Annotated in this window: 10 protein-coding genes; 7 read left to right on the plus strand and 3 right to left on the minus strand. The window is 65.9% G+C overall.

Annotation, left to right across the window (positions count from 1 at the left end; translation table 11 throughout):
* Positions 1 to 37: 37 nt before the first annotated feature.
* The 4 genes from ftsZ (at position 38) to recN (ending at position 5610) form a co-directional block, all read left to right on the plus strand.
* Positions 38 to 1732 carry a cell division protein FtsZ gene (gene ftsZ / locus RT513_RS03850; protein WP_290684845.1) on the plus strand — a complete coding sequence of 565 codons (1695 nt, stop codon included), beginning with the start codon at positions 38 to 40 and terminating at the stop codon, positions 1730 to 1732.
* 250 nt (positions 1733 to 1982) lie between these two features.
* Positions 1983 to 2903 carry a UDP-3-O-acyl-N-acetylglucosamine deacetylase gene (lpxC, locus tag RT513_RS03855; protein WP_088214371.1) on the plus strand — a complete coding sequence of 307 codons (921 nt, stop codon included), beginning with the start codon at positions 1983 to 1985 and terminating at the stop codon, positions 2901 to 2903.
* Between the two features lie 180 nt (positions 2904 to 3083).
* Positions 3084 to 3932, plus strand: a complete 849-nt coding sequence (locus RT513_RS03860) for an outer membrane protein assembly factor BamD (protein ID WP_088214372.1) — start codon at positions 3084 to 3086, stop codon at positions 3930 to 3932.
* A gap of 25 nt (positions 3933 to 3957) precedes the next feature.
* On the plus strand, positions 3958 to 5610 hold the full coding sequence (gene recN, locus RT513_RS03865; RefSeq protein WP_088214281.1) for a DNA repair protein RecN: 1653 nt from the start codon (positions 3958 to 3960) through the stop codon (positions 5608 to 5610).
* A gap of 3 nt (positions 5611 to 5613) precedes the next feature.
* On the opposite strand, the gene RT513_RS03870 is transcribed toward recN, so the two are convergent.
* Complete coding sequence (locus tag RT513_RS03870; RefSeq protein WP_290684838.1) at positions 5614 to 7416, minus strand: aminopeptidase P family protein; 1803 nt, start codon at positions 7414 to 7416, stop codon at positions 5614 to 5616.
* A 161-nt stretch (positions 7417 to 7577) separates the two neighbouring features.
* Positions 7578 to 9470, minus strand: a complete 1893-nt coding sequence (cobT, locus tag RT513_RS03875) for a cobaltochelatase subunit CobT (protein WP_290685011.1) — start codon at positions 9468 to 9470, stop codon at positions 7578 to 7580.
* 170 nt (positions 9471 to 9640) lie between these two features.
* Here cobT and RT513_RS03880 point away from each other — a divergent pair, with 170 nt between their 5' ends.
* A complete protein-coding gene (locus RT513_RS03880; RefSeq protein ID WP_290684836.1) occupies positions 9641 to 10225 on the plus strand; it encodes an NADPH-dependent FMN reductase in 585 nt (194 codons plus the stop codon).
* A 105-nt stretch (positions 10226 to 10330) separates the two neighbouring features.
* A complete protein-coding gene (locus tag RT513_RS03885; RefSeq protein WP_088214284.1) occupies positions 10331 to 10867 on the plus strand; it encodes an isochorismatase family protein in 537 nt (178 codons plus the stop codon).
* Positions 10868 to 10935: 68 nt separating this feature from the next.
* Here RT513_RS03885 and cobS read toward each other — a convergent pair whose 3' ends face one another.
* The gene (gene cobS / locus RT513_RS03890; protein WP_290684833.1) at positions 10936 to 11907 is read right to left on the minus strand and encodes a cobaltochelatase subunit CobS; all 972 of its coding nucleotides are present in this window, start codon (positions 11905 to 11907) and stop codon (positions 10936 to 10938) included.
* Between the two features lie 162 nt (positions 11908 to 12069).
* On the opposite strand from cobS, the gene RT513_RS03895 reads away from it, so the two are divergent.
* A complete protein-coding gene (locus RT513_RS03895) occupies positions 12070 to 12834 on the plus strand; it encodes an SDR family NAD(P)-dependent oxidoreductase (RefSeq protein ID WP_290684831.1) in 765 nt (254 codons plus the stop codon).
* The last annotated feature ends 2 nt before the right edge of the window (positions 12835 to 12836 follow it).

Genomic DNA, 12836 nt, shown 5'->3' on the forward strand with positions numbered 1-12836 from the left:
CGGCCATGAGCCGGCACAGGCAGGCGGGACCAGAACCATGACATTGAACCTGACGGTCAACGACCAGGAAGAGCTGAAGCCGCGTATCACGGTGTTCGGCGTCGGCGGGGCAGGCGGTAACGCCGTCAACAACATGATCGAGAAGCAGCTTGAGGGTGTGGAGTTCGTCGTCGCGAACACCGACGCGCAGGCGCTCCAGCAGTCGAAATCCACCGCACGCATCCAGATGGGCGTGAAGGTGACGGAAGGTCTTGGCGCCGGTGCGCGTCCTCCCGTCGGCGCCGCCGCGGCCGAGGAGACGATCGAGGAGATCGTTGACCATCTCGCCGGCGCGCACATGTGCTTCATCACCGCAGGCATGGGCGGCGGCACCGGAACGGGCGCCGCGCCGATCATCGCGCAGGCCGCGCGTGAACTGGGTGTGCTGACGGTCGGCGTCGTGACCAAGCCGTTTCAGTTCGAAGGCAACAAGCGGATGCGTCAGGCCGAGGAGGGGATCGAGAACCTCCAGAAGGTCGTCGATACGCTGATCATCATTCCGAACCAGAACCTGTTCCGTCTGGCCAATGAGCGCACGACCTTCACCGAAGCGTTCCAGATGGCCGACGACGTGCTGTATCAGGGCGTGAAGGGCGTGACCGACCTCATGGTGCGTCCGGGCCTCATCAATCTCGACTTCGCCGACGTTCGCGCGGTGATGGACGAGATGGGCAAGGCCATGATGGGCACCGGTGAGGCAGAGGGCGAAGATCGCGCCATCCACGCCGCGGAGAAGGCCATCGCCAACCCGCTGCTGGACGAGATCAGCCTGAACGGTGCGAAGGGTGTCCTCATCAACATCACCGGCGGTTACGATCTGACCCTGTTCGAACTGGACGAAGCGGCGAACATCATCCGCGACAAGGTCGATCAGAACGCCAACATCATCGTCGGCTCCACGCTGGATACGACGATGGAGGGCCGGATCCGCGTCTCCGTCGTGGCGACCGGTATCGACGCTGCTCCCGTGGCCGATGAACTCCCCGTGCCGCGCCGCAGCCTTGCCGCGCCGCTCGCGCCCCAGCAGGCGCAGGCTGAGCCCGTCCAGCACACGCCGCAATTCGTCCCGCAGCAGCCCGCCGCGCGGGAGCGTCCCCAGCCGCAACAGTTCCACGCGTCCCAGCAACCGGTTCAGCAACCCGCTGCCCGGGCACCGCGTCCGGCTCCGCAGCCGCAGCCGCAGCGCCAGCCGCAGGAGCCGAGCTTCGATGCCTATGCCGCCCGGCAGGAACCGCAGCAGCGCTATGAGGAGGCGGACGATCTGCCGCCGCCGGCTTATCAGCCGCAGCCCGCCTATCAGCCGCAGGCTGCGCGTAACTATCCGGTCAATGACGATCCGGCGGCCTTCGTCGCTCCCCGTGGTGCGCGCCCCGCGGGCACCCCTTCGGAGGAGACGCTCGCCCGTCTTCATGCCGCGGTAAGCAAGTCGCCCGCTCCTCAGGCCGCCCGCCCCGTGGCGCATCGCCCGCAGCAGGCTCAACCCGCCCCGGCAGCAGAACGCCCACGCATGGGGATCAGCTCCTTCATCAACCGGATGACCGGGCATGGTGAGGCAGCCGCTCCGGCGGAGCGCCCCGCGCCGCAACAACCCCGCCAGCAGCCGCAGGTTTCGGGTTACGAGGAAGAGCCGAACATGTCGCCCGAGCAGGAGCGGATCGAGATTCCGGCCTTCCTGCGGCGTCAGGCAAACTGAATAAACCAAGAAACTTCGTGAACAAAACCTGGGAGGGTCGAAGCAATTCGGCTCTCTTTTTATTTTTGTTTTCAAATGCTTAGATAACGAACGCCGCTTGTTCGGCAGGTTTGTGCGGTGTGTAACGCTCTCTGTTACATGAGGTAGCAAAGAGTGAATTGAGGTCTGGATATCAAGCCCTTACCTCCATGCTTGTCGGATCGACCGCAAACAGGCGTTTGTGATCCCGGCGTGTAGAAGGATGAACGAAGTGCAAACGACGATCAAATCTCAGGTGACGTTCACCGGCGTGGGTCTCCACTCCGGCCGTCCCGTGCGCATGACGATCCATCCCGCCTCCGCCGAATACGGGATCTGGTTTCGCCGGACAGATGTGGAAGGGGACAACCTGATCCCGGCCCGCTGGGATGCGGTGGTGCCGTCGAAACTCTGCACGCTGATCGCCAACCGCTCCGGCGCGTCGGTCTCCACTATCGAACACGTGATGGCGGCGCTCGCCGGATGCGGCGTGACCAACGCCCTGGTGGAGGTCGATGGGCCGGAAGTACCGATTCTGGATGGTTCGGCGCAGCCCTTCGTTAAGGGTATCCTGTCCCGCGGCCTGCGCGAGCTTGCAGTGCCGGTGCGCGCGCTGCGCATCCTGAAGCCCGTCGAAGTGCGCAATGGCGCGGCATGGGCGCGGCTGGATCCGGCCGACATGCTGGAGATCGACTTCACGATCGACTTCGCCGAGCCGGCAATCGGCCGTCAGGAAAAGGCGCTCAACATGTCGAACGGCGCTTTCGTGCGGGAGCTGTGCGACAGCCGCACCTTCTGCCGTCAGGACGATGTGGAGCGGATGCAGGCCAATGGTCTGGCGCTTGGTGGCACCTATGAGAATGCTGTCGTCTTTGACGATGACAAAGTCCTGTCCCCCGGCGGACTGCGCCACAAGGATGAGGCCGTCCGCCACAAGATGCTGGATGCGCTTGGCGATCTGGCGCTCGCAGGGGCACCGATCCTTGGCAAATACACGTCGCAACGCGGTGGTCATGCGCTCACCAACAAGCTGCTCCGGGCGCTGTTCGCGGATCCCTTCGCCTATCGCATGGTCGATGTGGCCGAAGGCGTCACGGGCGGAAAGCTGCCGGGTGTGGGTGTGCGCCGCACCGACGTGCCCGTTCTCATCTGAACCCGAAGATCACGCTTTCGACCCTCGCGACGCCGGGGGTCGATTGCCGTTTTGCGCCCCGGATTTTTCTATGTTAGGACCAACGGGAAACAGGCGGCGAAACGGGCTGCAACGTCCCGAAAAGGGGTCGGCAGACCGGCAAGCGCATCGCCCGTGGGGCAGTGAATGAGGTTCAGGATCATGGCAGGCTGCAAGCGGGGAGCGATTCTCGTCGGGTCGATGATGCTGGCGACGATTCTCGCGGGCTGTTCGGGGAATGGCGGTTCGGGGACGAACGTGCCGCTGGACAATTTCACCGCGGAGCAGATCTACCAGCGCGGTGAGTATGAGCTTGAGACAAACCGCAAGCCGAAGGACGCGGCGCATTACTTCTCGGAGATCGAGCGGCTCTATCCCTATACCGAATGGGCCAAGCGCGCGCTGGTGATGGAGGCCTATTCCTACCATCAGGCGCGTGACTATGAGAACGCGCGCGGTGCGGCCCAGCGGTTCGTCGATCTCTATCCCGGCGATCAGGATGCGGCCTATGCCCAGTATCTTCTCGCACTCAGCTATTACGATCAGATCGAGGCCGTTGGCCGCGATCAGGGGCTGACCTTTCAGGCGCTTCAATCGCTCCGCGACGTGATCGAGAAATATCCCGACAGCGAATATGCGAAATCGGCGATGATGAAGTTCGACCTCGCCTTCGACCATCTTGCGGCGAAGGAGATGGAGATCGGTCGCTTCTACCTGAGCCGGGGGCATTACACCGCCGCGATCAACCGGTTCCGGGTGGTGGTGGAGGATTACCAGACCACGACCTATACGCCCGAGGCGCTGCACCGTCTGGTGGAGGCGTATCTCGCGCTCGGCTTCGAGAACGAGGCGGTAACGGCGGCGGCGATTCTGGGGCACAACTTCCAGTCCAGCCCGTTCTATCAGGACAGCTACGCGCTCCTGCGCGGCCGCGGGCTGGAGCCTGAAGTGCGGGGCGATAGCTGGCTGTCGCGAATCTATCGGCAGACGATCCGCGGCGAGTGGCTCTGACGGGCCGCGCGGGCTGGGGGGAACCATGCTCCGCGGGCTGGATATCCGCGACATTCTCATCATCGACCGGCTGGAGCTGACGTTCCATCCGGGCCTGAACGTGCTGACCGGCGAAACGGGGGCGGGGAAATCCATCCTGCTCGACGCGCTGGGATTCGTGCTGGGCTGGCGCGGCCGGGCGGAGCTCGTGCGGCAGGGTGCGGCACAGGGCGAGGTGACCGCGGTCTTTGACCTGCCCCCCGGGCACCCGGCGCGGGCGGTGATGACGGAGGCCGGTTTTCCCGACGACAGCGAACTGATCCTCCGCCGCGTGAACATGCCGGACGGGCGCAAGACCGCGTGGATCAACGACCGCCGTGCCGGGGGTGAGCTGCTTCGCGCCTTGTCGGAGACATTGGTGGAGCTGCATGGCCAGCATGATGACAGGGGTCTGCTCAACGCCCGTGGGCATCGCCGGCTGCTGGACGATTTCGGAGGTCTCGCGTCGGAGGTGGAGGCAGTCCGCATCGCATGGCGGCGGCTTGCCGCTGCGCGCCAGGCGGAGGCTGCCGCGACTGCCGCGCTTGCGGCGGGCAAGGCGGAGGAGGAGTTCCTGCGCCATGCCGATGCGGAGCTGGAGCGCCTCTCCCCGGACGTGGGGGAGGAGGCGGATCTCGACGCCCGCCGCCGCATGATGCAGGGGGCGGAACGCATCCGCGCCGATGTGGCCCGTGCGGGCGATGCGCTCGGCCTTCAGGGGGCAGAGGGCGCGATGACGGATGCGCTCCGCTGGCTGGAGGGGGCCGCAGACAAGGTGGAGGGGGTTCTGGAGGAGACCGTCGCCGCCCTGGGGCGCGCGCTTGCCGAACTGGCGGAGGCGCAGTCCGGGGTGGAGCGTTGTCTGGATGTGCTGGATTTCGATCCCGGTGCGCTGGAAGCGGTGGAGGAGCGGCTGTTCGCCATCCGGGCGCTGTCGCGCAAACATGCGGTGCTGGCCGACGACCTGCCTGCGCTGGCGGCGGCGATCCGGGCGCGGCTGGCTGCCGTGGATCAGGGGGATCAGGCGCTTCTCCGCGCCGCCGCGGAGGTGGAGGCGGCGAGCCTTGCCTATGACAGCGCCGCCCGCGCGCTCACCGCCCGGCGGCAGGAGGCCGCGACACGGCTCGACCTGTCCATGGCGGAGGAGCTGCGCCCGCTTCGCATGGAGCGCGCGGTCTTCACGACGCTGGTGGAGGAGGGCGATCCCGGCCCGGAGGGACGGGATGCCGTGACCTTCACAGTGGCGACGAACCCCGGCGCACCGGCGGGTCCGCTGGACCGGATCGCATCGGGGGGCGAACTCTCGCGTTTCCTCCTCGCGCTGAAAGTGTCGCTGACCCGGCAGGCAGGCGGGCAGACGCTGATCTTCGACGAGATCGACAGGGGTGTGGGAGGCGCCACCGCCGATGCCATCGGGCGCCGTCTCCACCGTCTGGCGGAGGAGGGGGCGCAGGTGCTGGTTGTCACCCATTCCCCGCAGGTCGCGGCCTATGGCGCGCAGCACTGGCGGGTGGAAAAGCGGGTGGAGGGCGGCATGACGCTGTCTTCGGTCACGCCGCTCGGCGCGGAGGCGCGGGTGGACGAGATCGCCCGCATGCTCGCGGGCGATGTGGTGACCGATGCGGCGCGCGATGCGGCGCGGGCGCTGCTCTCCCCCTGACGGTCAGAGGGGGGCTGTCGCCCTCTGCAGCCAATCCAGCGTTTCCGGGCTGACGCGCTCCCCGATGCGCTCCAGCACTTCCGCGTGATAGGCGTCGATCCAGAAGCGTTCCGCGGGCGAGAGCATGTCGGGCAGGATCAGCCGCCGGTCGATCGGCACCCAGGTGAGCGTGCGGAAGGAGAGCATCGCCCGGTCGTCTCCGCCGGGAAGCGTCGGGGCTTCCTCAACCACCAGCAGGTTTTCCGTGCGGATGCCGAAGGCGCCCTCGCGGTAGTAGCCCGGCTCGTTGGACAGGATCATGCCCGGCTCCAGCGGCACTTCCGAGATGCGGGAAATGCGCTGCGGCCCCTCGTGCACGCAGAGGAATGCGCCAACCCCGTGCCCCGTGCCATGGTCGTAATCCTGCCCGGCGAGCCAGAGCGGCATCCGCGCCAACGCATCCAGATCGCGGCCCGCCAATCCGCGCGGCCAGCGGGCGCGAGAAATGGCGACCATGCCCTGCAGCACACGCGTGAAGGCAAGCTTCTCCGGCTCTCCCACCTGTCCGACCGCGACGGTGCGGGTGATGTCCGTCGTGCCGTCCACATATTGCCCGCCCGAATCGACCAGCAGAAGCTCTCCGGTTTTCACCGGACGATCCGTGCCTTCGGTCACACGGTAATGCACGATGGCGCCGTTCGGACCCGCGCCGCAGATCGTGTCGAAGCTGATGTCCCGGAGCGCATTGGTCGCGCGGCGGAAGCCTTCGAGCGCGGAGACAACGGCGATCTCCGTCAGCGTACCCTTCGGCGCCTCCGCATCGAGCCAGGCGAGGAACGCGCACATGGCCGCCCCGTCGCGCAGATGCGCCTCCGCCGTTCCGGCGATCTCGGCGGGGGTCTTGCGGGCTTTCGGCAGGATGCAGGGATCCGGCGCCCAGACGATCTCCACACCCGCAGCGGCGAGCCGGTCCGACACCGCCTTGGGCGCGGAGGCCCGATCGACGCGGACCGGGCCTTTCAGGCCGTCCAGCGCGGGGGCAAAGTCCTCCACCGGTTCCACGCTGATCTCCGGCCCGAGATGACGGCGCAGATCCGCGTCGAGCTTCCGCTCATCGACAAAAAGCCGGAGCCGCCCGTCATCGCCAAGGATGGCAAAGGCATGGACGACCGGGTTGCGCGGAATGTCGCGGCCCCGGATGTTCAGAAGCCACGAAATACTGTCGGCGAGGGTGAGGATCGCGGTCTTCTGCCCGGCCTCCTTCAGCGCCGCGGCGAGGCGGGCACGTTTCGCCGCGCTTGTCTCGCCCGCCAGCGCCTCCGGCTGCACCTCCACCCGGCCAAGCGGCGGGGTGGGCTGATCGGGCCAGATGGCGTCAACAAGGTTCTCCGTCGGCTCCAGCGTCACCCCGGATCCGGCCAGCGCGGTGGCGATCCGGTCGATCTCGTCGCGGCTGTGCAGCCAGGGGTCGTAGGCCACCCGCCCCTGCGGCAGATGCGTGCGTATCCAGTCGCCGGGTTTTGTCTCCGGCCACGGAACGGGGGTGAAGCTGTCGAGGGCGACCTGTGCCTTCACCTGCACGCGGTAGCGTCCGTCGATGAACACGCCCGCGATTTCAGGCAGCACGATCGCGAACCCTGCCGAGCCGGTGAACCCGGTGAGCCATGACAGCCGCGCGTCATGATCGGCGACATACTCGCCCTGATGGGCGTCGGCGCGCGGCACGATGAAACCGTCGAGCCCCCGCTCCGCCAGAAGCTTGCGCAGTGCGGCGAGTCGCGGCGGACCCTGCTCCGGCGACGTGGGCGCATCGAAACTCTGGAACATGGGACTCCCCCGGCCTGACCGCGCCTCCAACCGACGCGCCCCTGTCTAGCGCGGCGCCAGCGGCGCGGACAAGACGAGAGCGGGGCGCAACTCCATCGCAGGCGTGGGACCGGACGACAGCGCCGGCTATAAACAGTCGCTCACCAGGGGTGGGGCGCCCATCAGGCCCGACGGGCGAATCGCCCTCCGGCGCCGGGCAGTTTCGCCCGTGCCCGCGCCCGGGGATCGGCGTCGAACAGCGCGGCCAGTTGCTCCGTCATCGCGCCCGCAAGCTGCTCCACATCGGTGATTGTGACGGCCCGATTGTAATAGCGTGTGACGTCGTGACCAATGCCGATGGCGAGAAGCTCCACCGCCTTCTTGCGCTCCACCATCGCAATCACATCGCGCAGGTGTTTCTCAAGATAATTCGCCGGGTTCACGGAGAGCGTGGAATCATCCACCGGGGCGCCGTCGGAGATGACCATGAGGATCTTGCGCACCTCCGGCCGACCGGCCAGCCGCCGATGCGCCCATTCGAGCGCCTCACCGTCGATATTCTCCTTCAGCAGCCCTTCCTTCATCATCAGGCCGAGATTCTCGCGCGTGCGCCGCCATGGCGAATCGGCGGATTTGTAGATGATGTGACGCAGGTCGTTCAGGCGTCCCGGCTGCGGAGGGCTGCCTGCGGCCAGCCACGCTTCCCGGCTCTGCCCGCCCTTCCACGCGCGCGTGGTGAAGCCGAGGATCTCCACCTTCACCTGCGTGCGTTCCAGCGTCCGGGCGAGGATATCGGCACAGATGGCGGCAATGGAAATGGGTCGCCCGCGCATGGAGCCGGAATTGTCCAGCAGCAGCGTGACGACCGTATCGCGGAATTCGGTGTCCTTCTCCTGCTTGAAGGAGAGCGGCGTCGTGGGGTTCGCCACGACGCGGGCCAGCCGCCCGGCATCGAGCGTGCCTTCCTCCAGATCGAACAGCCAGGAGCGGTTCTGCTGGGCCTGCAGGCGGCGCTGCAACTTGTTGGCCAGCCGGGACACGGCCCCCTTCAGCGGTTCGAGCTGCTGGTCCAGATAGGCGCGCAGCCGTTCCAGTTCCGCCGGATCGGCCAGTTCCTCCGCCTTGATCTCCTCGTCATAGGCGGTGGTGAAAACCTTGTAGCCGGGATCGGCTTCCGAATGCGGGGCAGGGGGCGGAGGGTCGGTCGGCGGTTCGCCGTCCGGCATCTCCGCCTCCTCGGTCATCTCGCCATCGGCGTCGTGTTCGGTGGAGACCTGCGCCTCGGCGGCGTCCTGCTGCTGCTCCTGCGACTGTTCGGGGCTGGCCTCGTTCTCCTCGCCCTGCTCCTGATCGTCGCCCTCGCTCTCCGGCGCGTCCTGATCGTCTTCGGTCTCGGCGCTGTCTTCCTCATCCTCGTTCTCGAGGTCGGGATCGTCACCAAGCTGGTCGCCATAGCCGAGATCGGAGATCACCCGCCGCGCCAGACGCGCAAAGGCCGCCTGATCCGCCAGCACGTCCTGAAGGTTGGAGAACTGCCCACCTGCCTGATTCTCGATGAAATCCCGCCACAGGCCCATCACATTGGCCGCAGCAGGCGGCAGCGGCCGCCCGGTCGCGAGGTGACGGACGAGATAGCCCGCGGCCTGCGCCAGCGGCGCATCCGCCGCATCGCGGATCTGGCCGTAGCCCTTCCGCTCTGCCTCATGGCCGATCTTGGCGTCGATGTTCTTGGCCGTGCCGGGCATTTCCCGCGCGCCGATGGCCTCCGTCCGCGCGGTTTCCATGGCATCGTAGAGATCGCGGGCCATATCACCCTGCGGAAGGTAACGGGCGTGGGTTCCGGTATTGTGATAACGATGGCGGAGCGCGAATGCATCGGCGGTGCCACGGGCGAGGAGCACCTCGTCCTTCGTCACCCGCCGGGAAATCTGCGGCAGCCTGACCCCCTCCTTCGTCTGGCCGGGAGGATCGACCGAATAGGTTACGGCAAGATCGCGGTCCGCCGCCATGGTGCGGGTCGCTTCGGCCAGGGCCTTTTTGAACGGATCGGCGGGGTTGTCGTTGCGCTTGCTCATGGCAAAGATAAAGCACTGCGTCTGTCCCGCGGCAAGGCCCGGTGGGCAGATCACGGCGGTTTCCATGCCGCGCCTCGGTTACGTACAGGTGCCGTCTTGCGCTCTTTGGGCGGCAAGGCGACAGTTCGCCGGTCACTAAAGGAAATTCTGTCAACTTTGGAGAGTGTGACATGACCAAGCCGAAGATCGCCGTCATCATCGGATCGACGCGCCCCACCCGCTTCGCGGACAAGCCTGCCGCGTGGTTCATGGAAATCGCCGGTCAACGCGACGATCTCGAGGTCGAACTCGTGGATCTGCGGGATTATGACCTGCCGTTCTTCCATGAGGTCGCCAGCAACGCCTGGGTTCCGTCGCAGGATCCGAAGGCGGTGGCATGGCAGAAGAAGATCGCCGAATTCGACGGCTACATCTTCGTCGTGGCGGAATACAACCACTCGGTCACTGGATCCCTGAAGAACGCGCTGGATCAGGCCTATGTGGAGTGGGTCCACAAGCCGATGGGCGCGGTCGGCTATGGCGGCGTCGGGGCTGCGCGGGCCATCGAGCATCTGCGCGGCATCGGGGTGGAGCTGCAGATGGTGCCGGTGCGCAATGCGGTGCATATCGGCGGCGGCGATTTCTTTGCCGTGTCCCCGCTTGGCCAGAATGGCGAAATGTCCACCATCTCCGCCCATCTGGAGCCCTCCGCCAAGGGTCTGCTCGACGATATGGCCTGGTGGGCGAACGCGACGAAGGCCGCCCGCTCCGCCTGACGGTGTGGTCGCCCCGTCACGGATCGCGGCGGGGCGATTCCTTTCGGTACTGGCGGGCGCGCCACCTTCGCGGCTATGCCGGCCGCATGAAGAAAGGTCTCGCCCATGAAGGCCCTGATCGTCATCGACATGCAGATGGAGATGCAGCACCGGATCGATTCCGGTGCGGATCACGTCAATCCTGATGCGCCGCTTCGGATTGCCGCGCTGTCCGATGCCTTTCGCCAGAAGGGCTGGCCGGTTGTCCATGTCCGGCACCGCGATGCTGATCCCGCCTCACCGTTCCATCCCGGCGCCTCAGGCCACGCGCCCATGCCTTGTGACGATGCGTGGAAGAGCGAGCCGGTTTTCCTGAAGACCACATCCTCGGGCTTTGCCTCGACAGATCTCGCCCGCTACCTGCAAGGGAAAGGGATCTCGGACCTTGTCGTGACCGGTGCTGTGGCCGGGTTCTGCGTCAATTCTACCGTCAGGGCGGGGGCGGACCTCGGTTTCAACATGACGGTCGCGCGGGATGCTGTGATCGGCTTCGGCCTGCCCGCTGCCGGTCTGTCGGCGCGCACGATCTTTGATGTGACAATGGCGCATCTTGAGGCGGATTTCGCGCGGGTGACGGATGCCGCGGTGTTGCTGGACGAATAGCCTTTCCCGAATGCCCAAAGCAAAAGGCCCCGGACTGAGCCCGGGGCCTTTTGCTGTTCCGTTGCGCCTCAGGCGAGGCTCATCGACACCGCGCTTTCGGGCAGTTCCTCATCGAAGCAGCGCTGGTAGAACTCCGCCACCGTCTGACGTTCCAACTCATCGCATTTGTTGAGGAAGGTGAGCCGGAAGGCATACCCCACGGAGCGGAAGATCCGCGCATTCTCCGCCCAGGCGATGACGGAGCGGGGGGACATCACCGTGGACAGATCGCCGTTCATGAAGGCGGTCCGGGTCATGTCGGCCACGGTCACCATCTGGCTGATGATCTTGCGGCCTTTTTCCGTGTTGTAGGTCGGGTTCTTGGCCAGCACGATCGCCACTTCCGCATCGTGGGACAGGTAGTTCAGCGTGGCGACGAGGCTCCAGCGGTCCATCTGGCCCTGGTTGATCTGCTGGGTGCCGTGATAGAGGCCGGTCGTATCGCCCAGACCCACCGTGTTCGCGGTGGAGAAGATACGGAAATACGGATGCGGCGTGATCACCTCGTTCTGGTCGAGCAGCGTGAGCTTGCCGTCCGTCTCCAGCACCCGCTGAATCACGAACATCACATCCGCGCGGCCCGCATCGTATTCGTCAAACACGATGGCGGTCGGGTTGCGGAGCGCCCAGGGCAGGATGCCTTCCTGAAAAGCGGTGTATTGCTTGCCGTCCTTCAGCTTGATCGCATCCTTGCCGATCAGGTCGATCCGGCTGATGTGACTGTCGAGGTTGACCCGCACGCAGGGCCAGTTGAGCCGCGAGGACACCTGTTCGATATGTGTCGATTTGCCCGTGCCGTGATAGCCCTGGATCATCACACGGCGGTTGTATTGAAAACCTGCGAGAATCGCGAGCGTCGTGTCAGGGTCGAACTTGTAGGTCGGATCGAGCGTCGGCACGCGGTCGGTGGCTTCGGCGAAACCCTTCACCACCATGTCGCTGTCGATCCCGAAGACTTCGCGGACCGAGATTTCCTCGGTGGGTTTCGCATTCACGTCCATCGTTCTGCCCTGCGCTTTCGAGGCTCCCTGCCCCAGACCGGGCGGAGCATAACGGACCATGCGGGGAGAACAAGGGCACCCCCGTCACGGAACAGCGCGCGGTGGCAGCCGTTTCTCCCCCGACGGGCGTTCGTGGCCCGGAATGAAACGGAGAGATCACCCATGGCACGCTTCGACGGCAAGACGATTATCGTGACGGGCGCGAGTTCCGGCATCGGGCTCGCCACTGCACGGCGCTTTTCTGAGGAGGGCGCCAACGTGGTTCTGGTCGCCCGAGAGGTGGAGGCGCTGGCAGGGGCGGCAAAGGGCATGGACCAGGCAAGAACCCTTGCCTTTGCGGGGGATATCAGCCGCGAGCCGGATGTCATCTCCATCGCCGATGCGGCGGTGGAGCGTTTCGGGGGGATCGATGTTCTCGTCAACAATGCCGGGGTCGGCATGACCGGACGCATAGACGAAATGAGCCTTGAGGACTGGCGCAAGGTCATCGACATCGATCTGACCGGCGTTTTCCTGATGAGCCGCGCGGCCTGGCCGCAGCTTGAGAAGGCACAGGGGTCGGTGGTCAATACCTCCTCCGTTTCCGGTCTTGGCGGCGATTGGGGCATGTTCGCCTATAACGCGGCAAAGGGCGGGGTGAGCAACATGACCCGTGCGCTGGCGCTGGACGCGCGGGATTCGGGTATCCGCGTCAATGGCGTGGCTCCCGCGCTCACCCGCACCGGAATGACCGAAGAGATGATGGGCGATGAGGCGCTGGTGCAGAAATTCCTTGAGCGGATCCCGCTGGGTCGTGTCGGGGAGCCGGAGGATGTTGCCGCCGTCATCACCTTTCTCGCGTCAGAGGATGCGCGATTCGTGAACGGCGTCATCATCCCCGTCGATGGCGGGCTGCACGCCTCCAACGGGCAGCCGCCGCAGGCGTGAAC

The sequence above is a fragment of the Haematobacter sp. genome, from assembly GCF_032102465.1.
Classification (GTDB): Bacteria; Pseudomonadota; Alphaproteobacteria; order Rhodobacterales; family Rhodobacteraceae; genus Haematobacter.

What these genes read in the sequence shown, in the direction of transcription:
- RT513_RS03860 (WP_088214372.1), top strand. Translation starts at nt 3,084, where the DNA reads ATGGCAGGCTGCAAGCGGGGAGCGATTCTCGTCGGGTCGATGATGCTG.
- RT513_RS03895 (WP_290684831.1), top strand. Translation starts at nt 12,070, where the DNA reads ATGGCACGCTTCGACGGCAAGACGATTATCGTGACGGGCGCGAGTTCC.
- cobS (WP_290684833.1), bottom strand. Translation starts at nt 11,907, where the DNA reads ATGGACGTGAATGCGAAACCCACCGAGGAAATCTCGGTCCGCGAAGTC.
- recN (WP_088214281.1), top strand. Translation starts at nt 3,958, where the DNA reads ATGCTCCGCGGGCTGGATATCCGCGACATTCTCATCATCGACCGGCTG.
- RT513_RS03880 (WP_290684836.1), top strand. Translation starts at nt 9,641, where the DNA reads ATGACCAAGCCGAAGATCGCCGTCATCATCGGATCGACGCGCCCCACC.
- RT513_RS03885 (WP_088214284.1), top strand. Translation starts at nt 10,331, where the DNA reads ATGAAGGCCCTGATCGTCATCGACATGCAGATGGAGATGCAGCACCGG.
- ftsZ (WP_290684845.1), top strand. Translation starts at nt 38, where the DNA reads ATGACATTGAACCTGACGGTCAACGACCAGGAAGAGCTGAAGCCGCGT.
- cobT (WP_290685011.1), bottom strand. Translation starts at nt 9,470, where the DNA reads ATGAGCAAGCGCAACGACAACCCCGCCGATCCGTTCAAAAAGGCCCTG.
- RT513_RS03870 (WP_290684838.1), bottom strand. Translation starts at nt 7,416, where the DNA reads ATGTTCCAGAGTTTCGATGCGCCCACGTCGCCGGAGCAGGGTCCGCCG.